Source organism: Roseivirga sp. BDSF3-8, from assembly GCF_041449215.1.
In the GTDB taxonomy this organism is placed as follows: domain Bacteria; phylum Bacteroidota; class Bacteroidia; order Cytophagales; family Cyclobacteriaceae; genus JBGNFV01.
In genome coordinates, this window is sequence record NZ_JBGNFV010000001.1 from 5,760,714 (window position 1) to 5,783,314 (window position 22,601).

Below are 22,601 nucleotides of genomic sequence, written 5' to 3' on the forward strand. Positions count from 1 at the left end.
GCGCTTATCTAGAAAGAGGAAGAGGTAAAACCTATCACCACTTATCTTCTTCCGGATTGTGACAGGGGTATCCGGAATGGGAATTAGCACCAAGTTTGCCAAGGTTGCCAAGACATCAAAGGGCCCAATCCCTCCGTCTTTCTCGATAAGTACTCATACAAATGTAATGAACTAAAGCGAATTGCACAGATTATGCATGGAAATTTTTTCCTTAAATATTCATACCATAGTCCTGCAAACGTTCGAACTTTCTATTTGAAAGTGATTTAGTAAAAAGGAAAGTATAGGAAGAATTGTAATTTAGCCGCAGACCATCAGATTTGTGACCTTATGCTAAAATTAGCTGCAGTAGATATTGGATCCAATGCCGTGCGCATGCAAGTATCCCGGGTAATAGACCGTGAGGGCTCTTATTTCCTGAAAAAAATGGAATACGTACGTTTTCCTTTACGTCTGGGACATGATGTATTTACAGAAAACAGGATCGGACAGGAAAATGCGGGCAAATTTCTAAAGCTGATGGAAGCTTTTAAGATCCTGATGGATTTATATGAAGTAGACGACTGCATGGCCCTTGCCACTTCAGCAATGCGTGAGGCTGAAAACGGGCTAGAGATTACAAAGGAGGTAAAGGAAAAGCTAGGCCTTGATATACGGATTATCGACGGAGATGAAGAGGCAGATCTGATAAACAGAGGGTTACAGTCATTTTTAACGGATAAGACCTATTTGCATATAGATGTGGGCGGGGGTAGTACTGAGCTGAATCTGTACATTCGTAAAGAAAAGGTGGCCAGCCGCTCCTTCCCTATTGGTTCGGTGAGATCTTTGGAAAAACATGACGACCCGGCGGTTTGGGTAGAAATGAAAGATTGGGTATTACACCACCTTAAACGCAGGCACAGTAAAGTAGTCAGTATAGGTACCGGGGGTAACATTAATAAGCTTTCTGACCTTGCAGGTAAGAAACCCGGCAAGACTATCGGAATAGAAAAATTGGAAGAAGTTCAGCAATATATCGGGCAGTTTTCACTTGAAGACCGGATTAATATACTGGAGCTGAATCCGGACAGGGCAGATGTAATCCTGCCGGCATCTGACATCTACCTCTCCGTAATGCGGTGGGCGGACTCCGGCCGCATTCTGGTACCAGAGGTAGGCCTTAAGGATGGAATGCTGCAAACTATGATAGACCGTAACCTGGGAGAAAAATAAAAAGAGAGCTTTATCTACTCTCTTTTAGGACGCCTGGCTTTGTGGCGGTATTTCTTATCTCAATGTTTTAGAACAGCTTCGCATCCTGGATGTCATCCAGAGTCACTTCATAAAATTCTTTGTGTATGTTAAAGGGAGGCTCTCCGGTACTTTCCTTGATAGTATAGCTTCCATCCTCATTCATAATATAGGCATTTACATTATCCCTTAAATTGTATCTGAGGATATTAATGACCTGTTGCTTCAACAGACTGTTTTGAACCAGGAATAGGCTCTCAATTCTTCTATCAAAGCTGCGAACCATCACGTCGGCACTTCCACTATATAAAATGGGGTCATTATCATTATGGAAATAATAAATGCGGCTATGCTCCAGAAAATCACCAACTATACTACCAACCTCAATATTTTCACTCAAGCCGGGGCGATTAGGCCTTAAGCAACAAATACCTCTTATGATAAGCTTAATCTTAACTCCAGCCTGAGAGGCAGCATAAAGCTCGGCGATGGTCTCCCTGTCTTCCAGAGAGTTGATTTTGATCACAATTCCGCTGGCTTTGCCCTGACGGGCATTATCCGCCTCTTTCCTTATCAGCTCTATAAGCTGCTGCCTCATATCGCGCGGAGCGGTGATAAGGTTACGGTAAATAGTAGGTATGCTATGCCCCGTAATGGCATTAAAGAACTCAGAGACGTCATTGCATACCTGTTCATTGGTGGTAAGCAGGCCCAGATCTGTGTATAGTCTGGCAGTATCTTCGTTATAGTTACCACTACTCATGTGCACATAGCGGGTAACCTTTTCCTCCACCTGTCGCACGATGAGCATCAGCTTAGTGTGGGTTTTAAAGCTGCTGATACCATAGATAACAAAGCAGCCAGCCTTCTGCAGCCTTCTTGCCTCGCGCATGTTATTCTCTTCGTCAAAGCGTGCTTTTACCTCGAACAGAACAGAAATATGCTTCCCATTCTCTGCTGCACGCAGAAGAGCATTAGTAACACGACTTTCCTTTGCCAACCGGTAAATGGTGAGCTTTATGGAAAGTACATCCGGATCATCAGCAGCCCTGTCCAGCAGTTCCAGTAAGGGTTCAATGCTATTATAGGGGTGATGAAGCAAAATATCCCGGTCATCAAGCACCTCGTAGATGTCAGTCTCACCCTGCTCACTATAGCTTAGCGGTGGTACCTGTGGGTGCCTGTCCGGCATTCTGTCTTTAAACTCGGTATGATTAACGATAGACCATAGGCCTGTAAGGTCAATCATCCCCCCTTCGGGTGCCCGAAATACATTATCCTCATCGATTTCCCATCGGTTTTTAAGGATGCGAAGCATCCACCTGTCACAAGTCTCCTCTACCTCTATACGTACAACCCGGCCGGTTTTACGGGTTTTCAGCTTACGCTTTAGCTCTTCCAGAAAGTTGGCCTCGATATCATCGCTTTCCTCAAGCGTAAAATCACCATTACGAATGATACGGAATAAGTTTACTGACTGAATCTCAATGTTTCTGAAAAGCTTGGCAATGTGCTCTCGGATAATCTCCTCGATAGGCACAAAAAGAATCTCCCCATTATGCTCTATCTCATAAAAGCGAGGGAGGTTTTGCGGAACCTGTATAAAACTGAGCTTTTTCTGGTCTTTCTTATCTGTCTGGCTAACGGTTACCACCCCAAAGATCAGGAGCTTATTCATGAGTATGGGGAAGGTGTGGTAACTATCATAAACCATGGGGGTAAGCATAGGAAAGATAGTCTTCCGAAAGTAGTTCTTTACCTTCTCTTTCTGGTCTTCGTCCAGATCCGATATTTTAGCGATCTTAAATTGGTTCTCGGCAAAAAGGGGTCTGAGCCTTTTGATAAAATACTCGTTCTGAGCCCGAACAAAGTCCTGAGCCTCAGTGAGTAATTTTTTTCGGAATGGCAATTCTCTTAGGCCACTATAGTCAATACGCTCCTTACCATAATCAATGTAGTTATACAAACTACCGATACGGATCATAAAAAACTCATCGAGGTTAGAAGCGGTAATGGCCATGAATTTGAGCCTCTCGAAGATATTACGGTCGAGATGCCTGGCCTGATCAAGTACACGGTGATTAAATTTCAACCAGCTGAGATCGCGGCTGATGAAATCTGACTTTTTTACAAGGTTATTGACGCGATCAATAGAAACGACTCGTTCCACGGTATCGATGGTTTTTAAAGCTGACTTTACAAAAAGTTTTTTCAATAAGATATAATAAAAACAATGGCCAGATAAAAAATCCCGGACACTACCGGGATTTTTATAATCGGAATATCAAATATCAAGTTTGGCGTATTTGGCATTTTTTTCAATAAACTCACGGCGCGGGGCAACTTCATCCCCCATAAGCATGCTGAAGAGGTGGTCAGCTTCGGCAGCTGACTCAATAGTTACTTGCTTCAGGCTTCGGTTTTCCGGATCCATGGTAGTAGTCCATAGCTGCTCAGGATTCATCTCACCCAGACCTTTATAACGCTGTACATTCACAGAATCTTCTTTGCCGTCCTTAGCCATTTCCATTACCGCACGTTCACGATCGGCTTCACTCCAAATGTAGCGTTCATCCTTACCCCTTCTGAGTAGGTAAAGAGGAGGAAGAGCAATATACAAGTAGCCTTGCTCAATTAATTCACGCATGTATCTGAAGAAGAACGTAAGAATAAGCGTACGGATATGGCTTCCATCCACGTCCGCATCCGTCATAATTACGATTTTATGATAGCGAAGTTTATCAAGGTTGAGAGCTTTTTCATCATCCTCTTTACCAAATGAAACGCCGAGGGCCGTAATCATATTTTTGATCTCCTCGTTGTCGTAAATTTTATGCTCCTGCGCCTTTTCTACATTCAGGATCTTACCCCTCAGAGGCAGAATGGCCTGGAAGCGACGATCTCTACCTTGTTTGGCAGAGCCACCGGCAGAGTCACCCTCCACCAAATATATTTCGCTAACTGCCGGGTCCTTCTCAGAGCAGTCGGCCAGTTTACCAGGAAGACCCGCTCCGCCCATAACGTTTTTACGCTGAACCATCTCACGGGCCTTTCGAGCTGCATGACGGGCCTGGGCAGCCACTACTACCTTTCCTACAATGGCTTTAGCTTCCTTGGGATGCTCTTCAAGATAGTTATTGAGTATCTCATTAACACACCCTTCCACGGCACCCATTACATCGCTGTTTCCAAGTTTGGTTTTGGTCTGACCTTCGAATTGGGGCTCAGCTACCTTTACTGAAATAATTGCCGTTAATCCCTCACGGAAGTCATCACCGGTGATATCAACTTTCACCTTATCGAGTAGGCCATTACGGTCAGCATAATTTTTTAGCGTGCGGGTGAGCGAACGCCTGAAACCGGACACGTGAGTACCACCCTCGATAGTATTAATGTTGTTTACATATGACACCACATTCTCTGTATAAGAGGTATTGTAGGTCATTGATACCTGCACAGGTACACCTGCCTTTTCACCCTCCATGTAGATCGGCGTGGGAAGCATCTTTTCACGGCCTGCATCAAGGTAAGTTACGAACTCTACCAGGCCGCCTTCACTGAAAAACTCTTCGTGCTGTATGTTGCCATCATCGTCCTTTTCCCTAAGATCGGTCAGTGTAAGCCTGATACCTGCATTCAGAAAGGACAGCTCACGCAACCTTGTAGCAATGGTGGTATAACTATATTCAGTGATAGTAAAGATCGAATTATCAGGCACGAAGTGTACAATGGTACCATGCTTTTCAGTAGTACCTATTTCTTTCACGTCGTATTGAGGAATTCCCTGCTTGTACTCCTGCTGGAAAACTTTGCCGTTACGATGAACGGTAGCCTTAAGGTCGGTGGACAGTGCATTCACACAACTTACCCCTACCCCATGCAATCCACCGGATACTTTGTAAGTGTCTTTATCAAATTTACCCCCTGCATGAAGCACGGTCATAACGACCTCGAGGGCTGATTTCTTTTCTTTTGGGTGAATGTCAGTTGGAATACCGCGACCATTATCCTCTACAGTAATACTATTGTCCTCATGAACGGTCACATCGATCCTGTCGCAGTATCCGGCCATGGCTTCGTCGATAGAGTTATCCACTACCTCCCAAACCATGTGATGAAGTCCTTTTACCTGTACATCACCAATGTACATGGCAGGCCGCTTACGTACGGCTTCCAGTCCTTCAAGTACAGTAATATTACCGGCTGAATAATCTCCTGCGTTGGTCTTTTTTTCTTCGCTCATAACATTTTTCAAAACTGCAAAATTACGCAAAAAATTGGCTTATTACCAGTTTTGGGCGGATAAAAAGCACAGTAAATCAAGCGAAAAGAAATGAAGGTAGCAAAGAGCGGCTTTCGCCGCCTTTACAGTATTTTTAACACAGACCTAAGCCTGTCAGGAAAAATCAAATCAGTATTGGCTTCCTGTTCAACAGCTTACTAAGCTCGGGTGGTCCGGTAAAGTGCCTCCCTCTGAAGTCATCCATCTCATCCAGGGTTTCCGCACTTAATAGTTCAGCCATACGCTCCATAGCCTGACCGGAAATAGCATAAGGAGGTAGTGAAAAACTCAGATGGTACCCTTCACAAAGGGCGACCAACTGAAACTCTTCGGTTTCCTCGATAGGTATATCCTCGATTATACAATTGTTAATGAAATGATCCAGCGAAAAATTGAGCCCTAAAGTCTTTTTCTTTAGGTGTTCTTCAATACGTGCATTTTCGGAGAAAAAAGAATCCATTCTGCGGAGCGAGTCCCTGGACATACGATTTCTCATGCCCTCGAAGCACCCGAAGCACATCGCAAACTCAAAAACGGTATCCTCAATGTTAAAGTCCGGATATCTCCTATATGATTTCTGAATAAGATAAGGTTCTCCCGATAGAAGAGATTTCTTGCATTCAATGCAATGTTCAAAGGGTTTTTCCGTAGCAGAGGAGAAAAACCTGTGTGGAATGGTTGTCATCTTAAGTGGTGTTTATTTGTTCATAATTTAAACAATAAATAATGTAATTATACCACTTCAGTAAGTGCCAACTCGTAACATGACAAGGGTACACCCTTCAACTGTCTGGATGCCTTTCTCTTCTGCTTTCTTAATTAATTCAAAATTTTCTGTTCCAGGGTTAAAAATTATTCGTTTGGGAGAAAGTGAAAATATGTAATCATACCACTCAGCCTGGTTGTGTGGTCCGATATATAGTGTTACTGTGTCAACACCCTCAACCCCGGGTTCTTCACGAAGATTAAGAATATCTTTCCCGGCTACTTCCCCCTTTTTTATACCTACCGGCACAATCTCATGCCCATATTCAGTCAGCATATGTGATGCCCGGTAGGCAAAACGTGCAGGGTTTGGGGTAGCACCTAATACGACGGTTTTTTTCATTATTCCTGAATTATCTATGGCTTATAAACAGGAAAATGACTCATAGGTTGTATCTAAATAGATTTTCCGTATTTGGCTGCCAGCTTTTCTGCACATCTTTCACCATCCATTGCAGCCGAAACAATGCCTCCGGCGTATCCTGCGCCTTCCCCGCACGGGTATAATCTGGATATACGGGTATGCTCGAACGTTTGCCGGTCCCTCGGGATCTGGACAGGTGATGATGTTCTGCTCTCAACTCCAACTATTTGAGCCTCATTGGTAAAATACCCCCTCATTTTTCTTCCAAATGATTGGAAGCCGGAAGCTAACCTCTTGGCAATTAGGCCAGGTAACACCTCATTAAGGTCAGTGCTTGCCAGTCCTGGCTGGTATGAGGTATCCGGCAGACTAGCGGATACTTTTCCGTGGGTAAAGTCAACCAGACGCTGAGCCGGTGCCACCTGAGTACTCCCCCCCGCTATGAAAGCCTTTTGTTCTACATCTTGCTGAAACCGGAGTGCCGACAGTTTACCAAATTTCTGATAGTCAGGGAGGTCTTCAGGGTGTACGGCAACCACTATACCACTATTAGCATACTTACTATCCCGCCTGCTGGGGCTCATACCGTTAACGACAATCTCACCAGGAGCCGTTGCCGCAGGCACTATAAAGCCGCCGGGACACATGCAAAATGAAAATACACCTCTTTCTATACGGTCATGACTAACCTGCTGGACCAATGAATAAGATGAGGCAGGTAACCAGGGACCACGGTCCGGTGTATGGTACTGGATACTATCTATCAATTCCTGATTATGCTCTACCCGTACCCCAAGAGCAAAAGGTTTAGCTTCTATCTCCACCTCCTGCCGTTGCAGCATATCAAAAATATCCCGCGCACTGTGCCCCGTGGCAAGTATCACCCCTACCCCACTGATCTTTTCGCCGCCGGCCAGTATCACTCCGGATACGGAACCTGAGCTCAAGACAAGATCAGTGACACGCGCATTGAACCTTACCTCACCACCAGCTTCCAGTATGCTTTCCCTAAGGTCAGCTACAATCCGGGGAAGCTTATTGGTCCCTATATGAGGATGGGCATCGATAAGAATTTCCTCGCGAGCGCCGTGAGCTACCAGTATCTCCAGTATCCGTTGTACATCGCCGCGTTTCTTAGAACGGGTATAAAGCTTTCCATCACTGTATGTGCCAGCACCACCTTCACCAAAGCAGTAATTACTGTTCGGATTAACAATATGCTTTTTATTAATAGCAGCCAGGTCCCTCCTTCTGGCACGCACATCCTTACCCCGCTCCAATAATACGGGCTTTATGCCTAACTCTATCAAACGTAAGGCCGCGAACATTCCTGCTGGGCCAGCTCCTACTATAATGGCTTCCGGCGCCTTGCTCACATCCGGATAATCTCTCCGGTATGATATACGGGGAGGCAGGCTTTCATCAGATATAAGCGCCTGAATATTTACTTTGATGTTTTTCTGCCGGGCATCTATGCTACGTTTAAGTAAGCGTACCTGCACAGACTCATCCGGGGAAACACGGGCCTTCTTTTTGATAGCCGGCTCAAGCTGGTCGGGGTTGAAGGCTTCGCTGGGGCTTAGAACAATATTCAGAGTTTTATTCACTGTAATCTGCCGATTATTAGGATATCACTTCGTCTTAAAATTAAAAATGTAGCCTACGTTGATGCCCAGACGGGGATAGATAGCGAAGGGAGATTGAGAAATTTCATCAAAAAGGCGATCTTCACCGATACCCTCATCATACTGCTTATTAAAGTACCTGTAGCCTAAGCCGAGACCCGCCCAAATATCGATTGTAATACCAGAGTTACCCGCCTCTTTTACAATTCGGTCTCCTATAAACAAACTATACTCCCCACGGCGCTCCACAGCTTTTAGTAACCTGACACCTTCACCTGTGGAAAGAGGATCGGTATTTACCTGATGCTTCTGGGAAACGAAGCGAAGGCCTTGACCGAAGTATAGCATACCAATGCTCCTGTCCTGCTGATAGAATTTTTGCCTGAAAGTAACGGAGAACCCACGTGTGTATACTTCGTTCAGGTCAATAGTTGCGTCACCTTCAAAAAACGGATTTCTGATAAGAGTGAGAACAGCTTCGTACCCTAGTCGCTCCTGCATGTAATATTCGGCATATACCGGTAAATCTCCGAATGCCGTGGCAATAGGGTTTGCAGCAAGTACAAAACCTCTGAATTCCCCTATTCGGGGAGTAAAGTATTTGAGCTTTCGGTTACGATACCTGTATTCAGGACGTGAATACCCCGGCCCATTATCACCCGTATTCTCCGTGGCACTCTCTACCAGCTTAAATACAGGCTTATCATTTTCATAGATAGGCCTGTAATAACCCGCCAGGCTACCGTCTGCACTATACAGCTCCCATGTACCTACCCGCTTATTGTCTTTAATACGGCCAGTCATATACCGCGTACCATCAGGATAGTAACCAGTGTACCACCCCTCACCATCTATATAGTCCACCTCTCCTTCCAGGCTACCGTCCTCATAGTAGTATTCCCATCGCCCCTGGTTAGTTTCATCAACTATCCTTCCTTTCACCTTAAGCTTACCACTGGGATAAAACTCCTTGTACTCCCCCTCTCCTTTCACGAAAAGGCCCTCTCCCATAGGCTTACCGGTTTCAGCGTATATTTTCCAGAAACCTTCCTTAAGTCCATCAGCCTGCATACCTTCAGAGCTCATCACACCGTTTTCGTGGTAGTAGGTCCATTTACCTTCAGCCTCCCCTTTGGTATATTCTCCTTCCGCACTAGGGTTGCCGTTAGGATAATAATAGCTCCACGTACCCGTCTTTACCCCATCTTCATATTCACCTCGCGCCTTAATCGTACCTTCGTCATAATAAAATGTCCAAAGGCTATCACTTACCCCATCCCGGTTAAGCCCTTCAGCCTTCAGCTTACCACTGGTGTAGAACTCACGATAGGTACCTACACCATTTTCATAAAAGGCCTGTGCTTTAAGGAATCCGTCCTCATAATAGTAGTTCCATATGCCAACCCTCGTATTATCGAGATACTTTCCATTGCTTTTTAGGCCACCACTTTCGTAGTAATATTTCCACTCGTCCTGCCGTAACCCATCATAAATATACCCCTCCTTCTGCGGCTGACCATTTTCATAATAATACTTCCACAGACCAAAATTACTCTGGTTTTTTAGCTCACCTTTCATTTTCAGATGGCCATTTTCCCAATAGTATGACCAGATCCCTGTGGGTTCGCCCTCCACAAACATTCCTTCACTTTCCTTGCCACCGGAAAAATAATAACTGGTGTAAGGCCCGTGAAGAACGGTGCCATCGTCATCATGCAAGTAAAAAGTAGCTTTTAAATGCTGCTTCCTCGCATCAAAATATTCACTCTTCTGCTTCGTTTGGGCATAGCAAACTCCTGCTACCGTAAGCAGCCCGAAAAAAAGAGGTAGACGTACCAGAGAGTTCACTAAATAGTAACGTATTAATTATGAAAAAAGATAGGTAATTTACTCTTCCTTATTGAAAACCTCCTTAAAGACCCATCTCTTACCCCAATCTTCTTTTTCTGCTTCAGACCATAATTCAGGATAAAAAATGGTGCGCTGAAAACGTGGTGGTAGATATTTTTGCCAATTAGTACCCCCCGTTGCCGCAATATCTTCCGGATCCTTATGGAGGTACCTTACAGCTGCTTTGTAGTGCGCCAGTCTCCACCCCACATTAGCCAGGTAATCAAGCTTACGAAGAGCCTCCACCAGGGCATCTTTTTCATCAGCCTCACTAAAATACTGCTGGTAGAGACTGTACAAATTAGTGTCCTTGTACTTTCTTGCAGCATGGAGAAACTCCTCAGCATATTTATCTTCAAACTGCCTGAGAGTAAGAGTCTTATTACCAGTAGCTAATTCCGTAGCGCCTTTTCGCCAATACAGTTGCTGAATTAGCTTTTCCTCATCGGCATCAGGAGAGAGATTCACCTTTTCTACATTTTCCACCAGGTTCTTCAGCGTAGTTGCCTGCAACTCTATAAGACGGTACTGCCCGGACTGAAAGCCCGAAGAAGGTAGCAGAGACATCCGGAAGGCGAGAAATTGTTGTTGATCCATACCATCCACCATGACATCGAAGCTACTCACTAGGTGCTCAAAGTAGCGGTTTATGCGATTTAGACGCATCAGATAGGTACCTGCGTCCGGTTTTCCTGCTTCACTTAACTGCTCCATCTCCAGACGAATCAGCTTGAAGTAAAGCTCACTGATCTGGTGGTAAATGATGAAAATATTTTCATCAGGAAAGGAGGTCCTGGGTACCTGAAGAGTTAGCAAGGTGTCCAGGTGAATGTAGTCCCAGTAAGTAAGGTAGTCTGCGTATAGTAGTCCATCAAGGTATGACAGCAGATCCTGTCCGGAAGCACCGTACTTTTCTTTTAGCTTTTGGATTCTGTCCAGTACCTTTTCGTCTATGTCGGAATAATTCATATTGCCCGTTTCAATCACGAATTCTTTTGTAAATTTGGGACAATTGTCAGAAACAAAACAACATAATGGCCGAATTTTCAACAGTTGCTGCCAACGGACACGCTAAATCAGCCAGGCAGGACCTTTTCGAATCGCCCGATCTATATAGTGTAGACGACCTTCTTACCGATGAGCATAAGCTCGTAAGATCCTCCATAAGAGACTTCGTAAAGAAGGAAATCAGTCCTTCCATTGAAGAATGGGCACAGGAAAACCACTTCCCCTACCACCTTGTAAAACGCTTTGGTGACATGGGAGCTTTTGGCCCTACCATACCAGAAGCCTATGGCGGAGGCGGTATGGACTACATAAGCTATGGCCTGATTATGCAGGAGATTGAGCGTGGGGACAGTGGCCTCCGTTCTACTGCCTCTGTGCAGGGCTCATTGGTAATGTATCCTATCTATAAATTTGGCTCTGAAGAGCAAAGAAATAAGTACCTGCCCAAGCTGGCAAGTGGTGAATGGCTAGGTTGTTTTGGGCTTACAGAGCCTGACCACGGCTCTAACCCCGGGGGCATGACCACCCGCATCACAGATGAGGGAGACCACTACGTGCTTAACGGAGCTAAAATGTGGATCAGTAACTCCCCAAAAGCCGATCTGGCTGTGGTATGGGCTAAAGATGACAATGGCCGCATTAAAGGCGTAATCGTTGAGAAAGGTATGGAGGGCTTTACCGCCCCTGAAATTAAAAGCAAGTGGTCCCTACGGGCAAGTACAACTGGTGAACTTGTCTTTAGCAATGTGAAGATTCCCAAAGAGAATATCCTCCCTAATAAAGATGGCCTGGGAGCTCCGCTCATGTGCCTTGATTCTGCAAGGTATGGCATAGCCTGGGGCGCATTAGGCGCAGCTATGGATTGCTACGACAGTGCCCGTCGTTATGCTATGGAAAGAATACAGTTTGACAAACCCATCGCAGGTTTTCAGCTGGTGCAGAAAAAACTGGCAGAAATGCTTACCGAGATCACAAAGGCACAACTGGTAAACTGGAAACTTGGCAAAATGATGAATGAGGGCAAAGCCACTACCGCACAGATCAGTATGGCTAAACGTAACAATGTTGCTGTTGCCTTAGAAATAGCACGTGAGGCACGTCAGATACACGGCGGCATGGGTATTACAGGTGAATACCCAATAATGCGCCATATGATGAACCTCGAAAGTGTGGTAACCTATGAAGGCACTCATGATATACACCTATTAATTCTTGGCAAAGAGATCACTGGTATCCAGGCGTTTGTATAAATATTATATACATTTTATTCTATAAGGGCAGTCATAAGACTGCCCTTTTTTTAGCTAAAGGCAGAGGCCATTTTCACTCTCCGGTTAGTGATTGGCAATCATCCTCCATCTACCCTCCTGTAGGCTTATAAGAATCAAACCTCCTTTTTAATAGGTAAAGCTCAAACCGATACTTTATCACCTTACCAAATAAATGTACACTCAAACAGGACAAAGAGTGTAGATCGTGTTACAATAACACTTATAATCAAAAAAGCTTTTGAGGGTTTACACCTATACCATTCCCACAGCATAAAACATATATTAGCACAAAGTAATTTTCATAAACCCAAACATCATATTAGCTATGAAAAAGAAAATGAACATTTCCTCTTTGAAAGTGAAAAGCTTTGTAACAAATGTGGATAATGAGCTCAAAGTAAAAGGTGGTGCACCAGATACTTACTATGGAGTTAATGGATGCAGCCTATACAGATACCCCTGCTTCCTATAAGGATTAGTTACTTCGTAAGCAGAAATAGTTTAGAGGGCCTCCACTTGGGGGCCTTTTTTTTGCTTATTATTACATGTAATTTAATATTATATACACACCCGTCCTAAACGATTTGAAATGAGGTAGAAATCATTCTTTTGGGTTCCTATTCGCTGATTTTTTGCTGATTTCAAAATCAAGCCCCCCTAATATTATTAGACGTAAATAAGCTTAATTGTATTTCTGCAGGTGTGTCTTCCCTAAAGCTTGGCCAGTCCAGCCATTTATATAGGTCTAATTTAAGGAACAAGCTTACTCTAAGAAAGGTGACCAAATTGGACAGATGCCAGTTGAATGCTGCTTTCTGTTTCAGATATTTGAGTAGTAATATCACGATCATAGCCGTCCATACCTGAATGAGCACAGCGTTGGGGCTGGTGCCTATAAATGACTTTATCTTCAGGTTTTGCTTCACCTGCTTAAAGAACACCTCGATCTCCCATCGGCTTTTATACAAATCAGCAACTGTTTTTGCTTGCCAGTCGAAGTTATTGGTCAGGAAGGTGAGCTCCTTTTGCTGTATGCTGTCCCAAACACGTACCAGCCTGAGTTTACCCGGATACGCTTCTGCCGACCGGGGACTTTTAAGGCAAATATCCCGGTCACTGATGATGTCTGTAGCCTTGTAACCATTGATGGCATAATCAGCTATCAGTTGTGCTTTCAGGTTACTTTTGGCTCTGATCACAAAATACACCCTGGTGCTGTCCAAATCGTTTAACCACTTGAAGTCCAGGTAAGCCCGGTCTGCTACCAATACACTACCACTGGGTATATTTACTGTCCTTGCAGCCTGAATATCATGCTGTTTGCCTTCTGTCATGTCGATAAAGGCAGGAAGACAGCCGTCATAGTCCAGTAAGGTGTGTAGCTTGACAGCCCCTTTTCTACTGCGGAAATGGGCCCAGTCAAAGGCCTGCAGCGATAAGGGAACCGTAGTGCTGTCCAAAATAAACACCTTACGCTTCAGGCGTTTCATACCAGTCCGTTCGAAGGGCTGTCCGGACTGAAGGTGTGTCTGCAACTCATAGTAAAAGTCTCGGAAGACCTCCCAGGACCGATGCTTGTTCATGTAAGCAATAGAGGACTTACTGGGGACTCGATCAATGCCCAAATGAACGATGTTTTTTGACATAGCTTTCATGCCCTGCACCACATCTCTAATTGAGTCTGCTTTTGCCAGATGGCAAAACAGCATCGATATAAGGTGGTGACGAGTGCTCAAACCTTTGCTGTGCTTGTCCGAATGATGATGTTGGATTATTCTTCTAAAGTTAGCCGTGGGAAGAAGGCTGATTATCTGACTGAAAAGTGTTACTTTTGACATGACTGGATATATTATTGATTCACTACCTATAATATAAGGCAACTGCGGTTGCCTTCCAGTCTTTTTTCCCTCTCTAGTATTTATTTAGGACAGGTGTGATTATATAATACAATCTAATTATATCAATTAAACAACTGGAACGCAGCCGATTATCAAATCTAAATTAATACACATAGATTTAACACCCTTACACTTACATTAATCCTAATAAAAAAAGCTAAATTCATAATGTTTTGAATATTAAGGGTATACCCTCATTTAAACATAAAGCACAACCGCATACCTTTAACCTTTTACAATCGCATAAATTCCACTAGGCTATGAAAAGGAAGATGAATACGCACTCCTTAAGGGTGGCGAGCTTTATAACTGAGAATAAATTACCCCCACCAAAGGAGGGGGTTTTCAATGGTTATTACCCCCAAAGGGGGATAGTCAGTTATCGAATAGCGGGATATCTATATCCCCATCCTCTTTCTTATCTTCCTTCTCCTGATACTTAACATACCGCTTTATCTTTTCTTCATCTATGCCTACCGTACTTACAAAATAGCCTCGTGACCAAAAATGATTGCCCCAATAGGGTTTTCTGCGAAGACTCTTGAAGTTCTTAAACATCATGATCGCTGTCTTACCCTTGAGAATACCCATGAAGTCTGATACACTAAGTTTCGGAGGTATACTACATACCAAATGAACGTGATCTGGCTGAATGTTCAACTCTTCTACCTTGACCTCCTTCCATTCACATATCGTCTTTATCTTATTCTCCAACGTATCTGCAACAATATCACGAAGTATACGGTGGCGGTACTTCGGGGTCCATACTACATGATAGACACAATAGTAAAAGCTATGCGATAGCTTACGATACTTGCTCATTCCACAATATACCCCTACTGGCATAGCCCTCAAACATGACCACCGTCTAAGACGGTGGTTTTAATTCGATTAATAAAGAACCTGTTACGATTAAAGGAGGAGACCACTTTAAGACTCACTATGGCTATAATGGATGTAGCTTTAATGTCTATCCCTGCTTCTTGTAAGCAAAAGTATTAACAGAAAAAGGGGCCTTTCAACCCCTTTTTTAAAAATTTACTGGTCAACTGATTCAGGTGGCACAGGACGTAATTCCACATCCGCTTTTATGGTAATCACCTTAGCTGAATCCTTGGGATCATTAGAGAAAACAGTAACCATTTTCTGCTGAGACCCCTTACGACCTTCGCTCATAAATTGAATATCAGCTTTTACAGACTCGCCTGGCATTACCCTTGTCTGGGAGGCCTTTCCCTTAATACACCCGCAGTTTGAAGTAATATCACGTATTTCCAGCGGGCTGAGCCCATTATTAGAAATAGTGATTTCTCTAGTAGCTGTATCTCCCTCAATCAGATTACCATAATCGATAAGCCGTGAACTAACCCCTATTTTCGGCGCCTGTTTAAGCTCCTCTTTAGTCATGGGAGGAAAGTATTCCTGGATAGTAGCCATTACAGAATAACTCTTATGCGGTGCCTCTTTCTCACTGGTGAAGAAAACCACGTTGTCCGTTTGGTAACCGAACCGTCCCTTTTTCTGTGAATCATAGGTGATTACTACCTTACCCTTAGTGGAGGGAGGCAGCGTATCAGGCATGAAAGCTAGCTGTATATGATCCGGAACTACCGTGTTAGGCTGAAAGTAAATTGTGTCTTCTCCATCATTGTACAAAGTAAACTCCTTTGAGACAGGCCCCCTGGTAGTAATGGTACCCATATAAAATGCCCGGTAACGAGAACGCAAGTCTCCGTTTTTAGTAGGGAAATCCTCTGCAGGAGTGCGTGGTCTTGGTATTACCTTACCCGAAATAGTCAGCACCTGTAATGGCCGCAAGGCATTACTTGTAATTGTCAGCGACTTATTGAACTGGCCTGGTCGGTTAGTCGGATTATATCGGGCTGTGATAAAACCTGTATCTGCCGGTGCCACCGGATCAGAACTCCAGGCAGGGGTGGTGCATCCGCAACTGGCCCGTACACCTTTCACCCTTAAAGAGTCCTCCCCTGTATTTACAAAATAAAACGTATGTTCAACAGGGCCATCCGCCTCATTTATAAGACCAAACTCATGGCTTTTCTGCAATAAGGTAAGCTCTGCATTGTTCTGCGCATACAAAGTGAGGCCTGATAGCAGGCTAATGGTTGTGAACAGAAAAATTATCTTCAATTGTTTTCCCATTTTTAGGATGTCCCTCTGGTAAACGTCTTCACTCTCTACTTATTCTGTACCAAATTAGTTCGCCAGAGTCATTTATATCAAAAAATGTAAGAAAATAGCTGTATTAGATTAGTTAAGGTGCGGCCGATCCTTCAAACTTCTTATTTTTGCGCCAAATCTTTAAAGCAATGGCTAGAATACTTACCGGAATCCAGAGTTCAGGAAAACCCCACCTAGGCAATATCCTTGGTGCCATCAAGCCCGGGATAGACCTATCAAAAGACAGCGCAAATGAATCGTTGTTCTTCATAGCTGATCTGCATTCTCTTACTACCATCAAGACAGCAGAGGAGCGTATCGCTAATACCAATGCTGTTGCCGCTGCCTGGATTGCCTTTGGATTCGATTATAAAAGCAACATGTTCTACCGCCAGTCACGCATACCCGAAGTATGTGAGCTTACCTGGTACCTGAATTGCTTTACCCCATATCCTATGTTGGCAAATGCTCACTCCTTTAAGGACAAGGCAGATAAGCTGGCCGATGTGAATGCCGGTCTTTTTACCTACCCCGTATTGATGGCTGCAGACATCATCGGCTATGATGCTGACCTCGTACCTGTCGGTAAGGACCAGCAACAGCATCTGGAAATGGCAAGGGATATTGCCGGCGCATTTAATCACCGCTATGGTGAGGTATTTGTACTACCTGAAGCCCATATTGATGAAAAGGTAATGACCATTCCGGGGACAGACGGCCAGAAGATGAGTAAATCTTATGGCAACACCCTGGATATTTTCCTTCCTGAAAAGCAATTGAAAAAACAGGTTATGTCAATCGTAACCGATAGCACACCACTGGAAGACCCTAAAGACCCTGATAAAGATGTCGTATTCTCTATCTATAAACTGATTGCTTCTGAAGAAGAGACGAAGCAGATGAGAGATAACTACCTCGCCGGTGGGTATGGTTATGGCCATGCAAAAAAAGCACTGCTGAGCCTTATTTTGGAAAAGTATAAGCAGGAACGGGAAACATTCGATCACTACATGAGAAACCCGCATGATCTGGAGGAGATACTGAAGGAAGGTGAAGAAAAAGCCCGGCAGATAATCTCCGGAGTCCTTGATAAAGTTAGAGAAAAGCTAGGATACAAATAGTAAATATATACAAAGCAGCTTCTTTGTTTTTATTCAAAACATAATTTTGTATTTGGCAAACTACCACGGGGTTGTACCGGGTCGCGTTCGATCCCGTGGTTGCCATTTACGCGAAGTTGGTTTCTGGTCGCGTCAGACTTCGCTATGCAGAGTGGTTAAAGTAATTCTCCAAATATTGTTTGCATCAAAAAAGGCCTTTCTGCTGTTGAGACAGCCCCTTTTTATTCACCTATCCGACTCCCAGCACACCAGAGCCCTGTCCTTTTAATAACAAGTCAACTGTTGACCTGTTGTGCATTGACGCATTGGTAATTTGTACTAATCCCATAATTCCCCCTGTGAGTATCCTATAGGGATTCTATAGTGATCCTATAGTCATCCTATAGTCAACATGTGGGCATTCTATACTCACCTATATAGCATTATTCCTGGATAACAATACGTGAGGGTACCTGCCACTAAGTAAAAAGCCTTATCTATAACAGAAAAAAAACCGACCCACGCGTGTGAGTCAGCTTTCCTAAAAATTTCTTTATGAAGTCGGGGGCATTCAGACTTTCAGTTCAGGTGCTACCTAGTAATCTCATGCTTGAGTGCAGCAGTAATTTACCTGCCCGCCACAGTCATTCCGCTGGTACATAGATTATCCAGCCAGACCTGCGTTCCACCAATAGCGCATTCATCAAAACTACCGGTAATAGTCACTCCCACAGGCTGGCCCTCCGTACCATATACCAAACTGAGTTTGGCAGCACCTACAGAACTACCTTCCAGATAAGCTATGCTGGGGAAGGTTCGCTTGTCCTTATCTACATGCACCTCCACTTCGCCACCTACTTCTTTAAGGGCAATGGTCAGGTTGCTGATTTTTCGTTTAGTTTTGAATAAGGCCAGGGCATTATCTGTTTTCAGCATAAGGCCATCTAACCCCTCATACATATCAGTAAGTACGGAAACCGACCCTGCGCCCCCCGAATTTGCTCCGGTAGAATGCCTTACCGACATACTTACATCATAACTAATATCTATTATTCCTCCTGGAGAGAAAGTAGTCCCATCCTCCAGGGCCTCAAAATCCACACAGCTTTGTCCCTGACCATAAAAAGAGGTCAGGCAGAACATAATCAAAAAAACAAGGAAAGGCACATTAATACCCCTTCTCATAAATCCAACTTTAATTAAAAAATTAGAGTCTGAAACTTTCAGGCCCTCGCGGAAAAAATTACGATCGTTGATCGAACCGCTGGTCATAATAACGGGATCATCCTAAATAAGTTACTAGCTAACAGAAGCTTACAAACAACAAAACCCTGTAAACAGACTTACAGGGTTCAATATTAGGCAGTATATTCAGCCGCAATTATGACTTGGTCGCATCAAGAAGGGCCTCCTGTACATTCAGGTTTCCTCCTTGCATCTCAATTATCTTTCCCTGAGTGGACTCTATGTTAAGGCATTCGACTAAAGCCTTAGCCACATCCTGCCGGCTTATCTGCCCCGTCGGGTCATCCAGGGAGGCCGCCGCCCTGATTCCAGAAGATGGATCGTCATTAAGCGTACCAGGTCTGAGAATAGTATATAAAAGGTTACTTGCCTTCAGTGCCTCATCAGCATTGTGCTTTGCTTCCAAATAATGCTGTAATTTTTCCGGGCCGCCAGAAGGGTTATCTGCACTGATTGCGCTGAGCATGATGAACCTTGGCACACCCTTATTCTCGGCCTCCTGAATCAGCTTTATAGCTCCGTTCTGATCAATGTCTATAGTTTTTTCGGGACCAGTGTTTCCCCCCGATCCGGCAGCAAAAATAATAGCATCCATGCCTTTCACAACTTCACCAAGGTCCTCTTCCAGATCTCCTAATACAGGCTTTCCGCCCAGGTCAGACATCTTTTCCATCTGTTCCTTTTTTCTCACCATAGCGTAGGGCTCAAATCCATTTTTACCTAACAGTGATACTACTCGCCGACCTGTATTGCCGTTTGCTCCAGCTACTAATACTTTCATAGTTTACTAATTCTAATTTCTGTTAGATAAACCCATATTAGTACGTATAGTTTACAGAGATTCAGGAATTTCCGGACCTTTCCTTAGAGGGTATTGTATAGGATGGCCTGAACAGCCACGAGGCTATAAATAGCAACATAAAATCAGTTAACCGGCCTTTCCCTCTGATCTTTGACGCCTTCCAACTGGAAATAAGTAGACTTCTCATGTAGGGGAGTGATTTCAATATACCGGATACTTCCAGGCTGTAACGATTTGCCTTTTTATGGAGAAATAGTCCGATGATAACCTGCAATACAGGACCAGTGAGAAGGTATACCAGTACCAGCCTCAACAAAACATTGATAAAAACATAGTTTGACCCGCCCTGATAATAGAAAAATATGATAATGGCAGGTACCATAAGCACCAAGAGCTTTGACACCCACTTCGATAGAGGGTTCTTTTCAGGCTTGGGAGTAAAGGTGAGCTTACTACTTTCAAGTATATCGTAAGTACGCAGCTTTTTCGGAAGTTTACCTGCTTTATACCCGATATACAGCCCCATTGCTAAGTGAACAACCAGATATGCAGAAACCAGACTAATTACTAACCCCGTTCCGTCTTCATCAATATCAAAATTAAACTGACTCGCGACGCTGGCAATGAAAGCACCCGAGGCCTCGTATAAAGGCTTACCGAAATAAAGCAGTAACATAAGCAGCTTTTGTGAGGCGCTTTCCAGCAATGAAAGCATCCCCAGCAGCAATGCTGCTATGCGAAAATTCGGCACAAAGCTGAACAGTAGCCAGGCTATTAGACCCTGAAAAGTAACAGCCAGGTAAGCAGGTGGCGGAGAATGCGGGCTAGCCAGAAACTTGACAGCCAGCACTACGCCAAGTGCAGGCAGTATCACCCCCGGCCTTTCATAAGCAGCAAGTAAAGCCATACATAATACCGCAAAACCTCCTACCAGCAGGCCCGTAACCGGCAGATGCAAGGCATGCAGCACCCCTCCTAACCCTGCCTCAGCAAAGGCCCACAGAGCTACCAGCCTGTATCCGGTAACAGAAAACCGGTTACTCCTCTCCATCTGCTCCCGTAATGTATTCGGTAGAGCCGATATGCAAAAGAGCATTACCTGCATTAATCACAGGCATATTATTTACACCGATCACAACCCCATCCATCGGACTTTTCACATTATGAAGAGAGGAGCCGTAAGGATCGTTTATCTTAGCGACCAATTGATTTTTTTTCACCTTTTCACCATAGCCTACTTTAGAGTGAAAAATACCGGATATTCTGGCCCTTACCCACGAAGAGCTCTTAATTAGAGAAGTTTCTGCGGGCCCTGGCCCCACCTCTTTCATATTCAGGTGGTGCATAAGCCTCAGCACTCCCTCTATCGCTTTATCCACCGCAAATTCATCGATCCGCAAAGACTCACCTCCTTCATAAACCAGTATAGTCTTGCCAGCTTTATAAGCAGCTTTTCTGAACGATTTATCTATCAGGTTTGAATTAATCAACAAGGGGGCCCCAAAAGCCATCCCAAGCTCCTTGTTTTTATCATCATCAAGCGTTGCCCTGATCTGGGGGTAATTACTGATACGCGCCCCACCGGTATGAAAATCCACTCCATAGTCAATATGAGGAATGATCTCATTCATCAGCATGTAGGCTATCTGCCGGGCAAGTGAGCCTTTTTGTGACCCCGGAAAGCACCGGTTCAGATCCTTCCCATCAGGTAATTGCCTCGAATGGTGCAAAAAACCATAAATGTTCACCAGGGGAAGGGCGATTACCATTCCGGCATCAGGAAAGATCAGGTCACGGGATATCAGCCTGCGAATGATTTCTATGCCGTTGATCTCATCTCCATGTATTCCGGCGCTCAACAACAGTGTAGGACCAGGCTTAGCCGCACGGTATACAAACGCCGGAAGGTCTATCAATGTATGAGAAGGCAGGCGGGCCACAGGTATATCTATCTGAATACTCTGTCCCGGTTTAACCTTATGGCCGTAAATGGAAATCGTCTTCAATTGCTCCTTTTTTAATCAAATTACGCAGTATTGATTGCCAGAAAAAACCTCATACTGAACCATTGGTCCTACATTCCACAAAAAGCACTGACTGTCAATTACTTATGAATGATAAATTTTTCTAAAATAAACCATGAAAAATTGAACTTCAAGTGCAAATTTGCGTTTCAATTTTCACCCGGATAATCCATTTTACCACCGGGCATTCGCTTTAAGATATTGGAGACATTCTTAAGATTTGATATCTCCGCTCAGCCGGACGATACCACCTGCGGGCCCACCTGCCTGCATTCCGTCTATCGCTACTATGGCGATACATTCAGTCTCTCCCGTCTCATAAGCGAGGTGGAAATGCTTAGGGAGGGCGGCACACTGGCCGGCAATCTCGGTTGTCATGCCCTTCTCAGAGGGTATCGGGTCAGCCTTTATACCTATGATCTTAATCTATTCGACCCTACCTGGTTTGCTCACGGCCTACCGGTAGTGGATCTGGCTGATAAGTTGAAAAGACAACTCGCCTACAAGCGTGGTAGCAAATTCGCCTATGCAACCAATCTCTACCTGCAATACCTTGAACTGGGCGGGGTCATCAAGTATGAAGATCTTAACGGTTCCCTGATTCGTCGCTACCTGAAAGCCGGCATACCTATCCTTACCGGACTCAGCGCCACATATCTATATAATGATGCCAGAGAGCATGGTGTGGACCATGATGATCTCCGTGGCTACCCTGCGGGTCATTTCGTCGTCCTGAGCGGATACGATCAGGATTCTCGCATGGTTCAGGTATCTGATCCACACATGAGTAATCCCTTTACCGGGCAACAATACACCGTAGGCATGAACAAACTCATTGGGGCCATTATGCTCGGCATAGTGACCTATGATGCCAATATCCTCGTTATCGAACCTCAAAAAACTACCTAAAGAA

The 22,601-nt window shown here is 44.4% G+C and carries 19 protein-coding genes and 1 riboswitch; of the genes, 5 read left to right on the top strand and 14 right to left on the bottom strand.

All coding sequences use genetic code 11. The annotated features are described in order from the left end of the window. Nucleotides 1–38: 38 nt before the first annotated feature. Nucleotides 39–152, bottom strand: a riboswitch (SAM riboswitch). A 178-nt stretch (nucleotides 153–330) separates the two neighbouring features. Next, a complete protein-coding gene (locus AB9P05_RS23480) occupies nucleotides 331–1,215 on the top strand; it encodes a Ppx/GppA phosphatase family protein (RefSeq protein WP_371911283.1) in 885 nt (294 codons plus the stop codon). Nucleotides 1,216–1,282: 67 nt separating this feature from the next. Here the strand turns inward: AB9P05_RS23480 and ppk1 are convergent, their stop codons facing one another. The 7 genes from ppk1 to AB9P05_RS23515 form a co-directional block, all read right to left on the bottom strand. Continuing rightward, on the bottom strand, nucleotides 1,283–3,403 hold the full coding sequence (gene ppk1, locus AB9P05_RS23485) for a polyphosphate kinase 1 (RefSeq protein WP_371911284.1): 2,121 nt from the start codon (nucleotides 3,401–3,403) through the stop codon (nucleotides 1,283–1,285). Between the two features lie 114 nt (nucleotides 3,404–3,517). Then, a complete protein-coding gene (gyrB, locus tag AB9P05_RS23490) occupies nucleotides 3,518–5,476 on the bottom strand; it encodes a DNA topoisomerase (ATP-hydrolyzing) subunit B (RefSeq protein ID WP_371911285.1) in 1,959 nt (652 codons plus the stop codon). Nucleotides 5,477–5,639: 163 nt separating this feature from the next. Next, nucleotides 5,640–6,200, bottom strand: a complete 561-nt coding sequence (locus AB9P05_RS23495) for a hypothetical protein (RefSeq protein ID WP_371911286.1) — start codon at nucleotides 6,198–6,200, stop codon at nucleotides 5,640–5,642. 57 nt (nucleotides 6,201–6,257) lie between these two features. Then, on the bottom strand, nucleotides 6,258–6,623 hold the full coding sequence (locus tag AB9P05_RS23500) for a CoA-binding protein (RefSeq protein ID WP_371911287.1): 366 nt from the start codon (nucleotides 6,621–6,623) through the stop codon (nucleotides 6,258–6,260). A gap of 53 nt (nucleotides 6,624–6,676) precedes the next feature. Continuing rightward, complete coding sequence (locus tag AB9P05_RS23505; RefSeq protein WP_371911288.1) at nucleotides 6,677–8,251, bottom strand: NAD(P)/FAD-dependent oxidoreductase; 1,575 nt, start codon at nucleotides 8,249–8,251, stop codon at nucleotides 6,677–6,679. 24 nt (nucleotides 8,252–8,275) lie between these two features. Then, entirely contained in the window at nucleotides 8,276–10,117 is a 1,842-nt protein-coding gene (locus AB9P05_RS23510; RefSeq protein ID WP_371911289.1) for a toxin-antitoxin system YwqK family antitoxin, read from the bottom strand. Nucleotides 10,118–10,156: 39 nt separating this feature from the next. Next, entirely contained in the window at nucleotides 10,157–11,128 is a 972-nt protein-coding gene (locus AB9P05_RS23515; protein ID WP_371911290.1) for a tryptophan 2,3-dioxygenase family protein, read from the bottom strand. 65 nt (nucleotides 11,129–11,193) lie between these two features. On the opposite strand from AB9P05_RS23515, the gene AB9P05_RS23520 reads away from it, so the two are divergent. After that, nucleotides 11,194–12,417: an acyl-CoA dehydrogenase family protein gene (locus AB9P05_RS23520; RefSeq protein ID WP_371911291.1), complete on the top strand. Its 1,224-nt coding sequence runs from the start codon at nucleotides 11,194–11,196 to the stop codon at nucleotides 12,415–12,417. A gap of 346 nt (nucleotides 12,418–12,763) precedes the next feature. Further along, on the top strand, nucleotides 12,764–12,910 hold the full coding sequence (locus AB9P05_RS23525) for a pinensin family lanthipeptide (protein ID WP_371911292.1): 147 nt from the start codon (nucleotides 12,764–12,766) through the stop codon (nucleotides 12,908–12,910). Nucleotides 12,911–13,085: 175 nt separating this feature from the next. On the opposite strand, the gene AB9P05_RS23530 is transcribed toward AB9P05_RS23525, so the two are convergent. The 3 genes from AB9P05_RS23530 to AB9P05_RS23540 form a co-directional block, all read right to left on the bottom strand. Then, nucleotides 13,086–14,276, bottom strand: a complete 1,191-nt coding sequence (locus AB9P05_RS23530) for an IS4 family transposase (RefSeq protein ID WP_371911293.1) — start codon at nucleotides 14,274–14,276, stop codon at nucleotides 13,086–13,088. Nucleotides 14,277–14,711: 435 nt separating this feature from the next. Next, a complete protein-coding gene (gene tnpA, locus AB9P05_RS23535; protein WP_371906921.1) occupies nucleotides 14,712–15,158 on the bottom strand; it encodes an IS200/IS605 family transposase in 447 nt (148 codons plus the stop codon). A 216-nt stretch (nucleotides 15,159–15,374) separates the two neighbouring features. Continuing rightward, nucleotides 15,375–16,499 carry a DUF1573 domain-containing protein gene (locus tag AB9P05_RS23540; RefSeq protein WP_371911294.1) on the bottom strand — a complete coding sequence of 375 codons (1,125 nt, stop codon included), beginning with the start codon at nucleotides 16,497–16,499 and terminating at the stop codon, nucleotides 15,375–15,377. Nucleotides 16,500–16,666: 167 nt separating this feature from the next. On the opposite strand from AB9P05_RS23540, the gene trpS reads away from it, so the two are divergent. Further along, nucleotides 16,667–17,638, top strand: coding sequence for a tryptophan--tRNA ligase (trpS, locus tag AB9P05_RS23545; protein ID WP_371911295.1), 972 nt, complete (start codon nucleotides 16,667–16,669; stop codon nucleotides 17,636–17,638). A 606-nt stretch (nucleotides 17,639–18,244) separates the two neighbouring features. On the opposite strand, the gene AB9P05_RS23550 is transcribed toward trpS, so the two are convergent. The 4 genes from AB9P05_RS23550 to AB9P05_RS23565 form a co-directional block, all read right to left on the bottom strand. After that, nucleotides 18,245–18,760 carry a hypothetical protein gene (locus AB9P05_RS23550; protein ID WP_371911296.1) on the bottom strand — a complete coding sequence of 172 codons (516 nt, stop codon included), beginning with the start codon at nucleotides 18,758–18,760 and terminating at the stop codon, nucleotides 18,245–18,247. A gap of 238 nt (nucleotides 18,761–18,998) precedes the next feature. Then, a complete protein-coding gene (locus AB9P05_RS23555) occupies nucleotides 18,999–19,643 on the bottom strand; it encodes an SDR family oxidoreductase (protein ID WP_371911297.1) in 645 nt (214 codons plus the stop codon). A 61-nt stretch (nucleotides 19,644–19,704) separates the two neighbouring features. After that, complete coding sequence (locus AB9P05_RS23560; protein WP_371911298.1) at nucleotides 19,705–20,715, bottom strand: hypothetical protein; 1,011 nt, start codon at nucleotides 20,713–20,715, stop codon at nucleotides 19,705–19,707. Next, nucleotides 20,702–21,670 carry a succinylglutamate desuccinylase/aspartoacylase family protein gene (locus AB9P05_RS23565; protein WP_371911299.1) on the bottom strand — a complete coding sequence of 323 codons (969 nt, stop codon included), beginning with the start codon at nucleotides 21,668–21,670 and terminating at the stop codon, nucleotides 20,702–20,704. Before AB9P05_RS23565 ends, AB9P05_RS23560 begins: the two co-directional genes overlap by 14 nt. A gap of 219 nt (nucleotides 21,671–21,889) precedes the next feature. Between AB9P05_RS23565 and AB9P05_RS23570 the strand changes: the two genes are divergently transcribed. After that, a complete protein-coding gene (locus AB9P05_RS23570) occupies nucleotides 21,890–22,597 on the top strand; it encodes a C39 family peptidase (protein ID WP_371911300.1) in 708 nt (235 codons plus the stop codon). Nucleotides 22,598–22,601 lie beyond the last annotated feature (4 nt).

What these genes read in the sequence shown, in the direction of transcription:
- AB9P05_RS23480 (WP_371911283.1), top strand. Translation starts at nt 331, where the DNA reads ATGCTAAAATTAGCTGCAGTAGATATTGGATCCAATGCCGTGCGCATG.
- gyrB (WP_371911285.1), bottom strand. Translation starts at nt 5,476, where the DNA reads ATGAGCGAAGAAAAAAAGACCAACGCAGGAGATTATTCAGCCGGTAAT.
- AB9P05_RS23495 (WP_371911286.1), bottom strand. Translation starts at nt 6,200, where the DNA reads ATGACAACCATTCCACACAGGTTTTTCTCCTCTGCTACGGAAAAACCC.
- AB9P05_RS23500 (WP_371911287.1), bottom strand. Translation starts at nt 6,623, where the DNA reads ATGAAAAAAACCGTCGTATTAGGTGCTACCCCAAACCCTGCACGTTTT.
- AB9P05_RS23515 (WP_371911290.1), bottom strand. Translation starts at nt 11,128, where the DNA reads ATGAATTATTCCGACATAGACGAAAAGGTACTGGACAGAATCCAAAAG.
- AB9P05_RS23520 (WP_371911291.1), top strand. Translation starts at nt 11,194, where the DNA reads ATGGCCGAATTTTCAACAGTTGCTGCCAACGGACACGCTAAATCAGCC.
- AB9P05_RS23525 (WP_371911292.1), top strand. Translation starts at nt 12,764, where the DNA reads ATGAAAAAGAAAATGAACATTTCCTCTTTGAAAGTGAAAAGCTTTGTA.
- AB9P05_RS23530 (WP_371911293.1), bottom strand. Translation starts at nt 14,276, where the DNA reads ATGTCAAAAGTAACACTTTTCAGTCAGATAATCAGCCTTCTTCCCACG.
- tnpA (WP_371906921.1), bottom strand. Translation starts at nt 15,158, where the DNA reads ATGAGCAAGTATCGTAAGCTATCGCATAGCTTTTACTATTGTGTCTAT.
- AB9P05_RS23540 (WP_371911294.1), bottom strand. Translation starts at nt 16,499, where the DNA reads ATGGGAAAACAATTGAAGATAATTTTTCTGTTCACAACCATTAGCCTG.
- trpS (WP_371911295.1), top strand. Translation starts at nt 16,667, where the DNA reads ATGGCTAGAATACTTACCGGAATCCAGAGTTCAGGAAAACCCCACCTA.
- AB9P05_RS23550 (WP_371911296.1), bottom strand. Translation starts at nt 18,760, where the DNA reads ATGTTCTGCCTGACCTCTTTTTATGGTCAGGGACAAAGCTGTGTGGAT.
- AB9P05_RS23555 (WP_371911297.1), bottom strand. Translation starts at nt 19,643, where the DNA reads ATGAAAGTATTAGTAGCTGGAGCAAACGGCAATACAGGTCGGCGAGTA.
- AB9P05_RS23560 (WP_371911298.1), bottom strand. Translation starts at nt 20,715, where the DNA reads ATGGAGAGGAGTAACCGGTTTTCTGTTACCGGATACAGGCTGGTAGCT.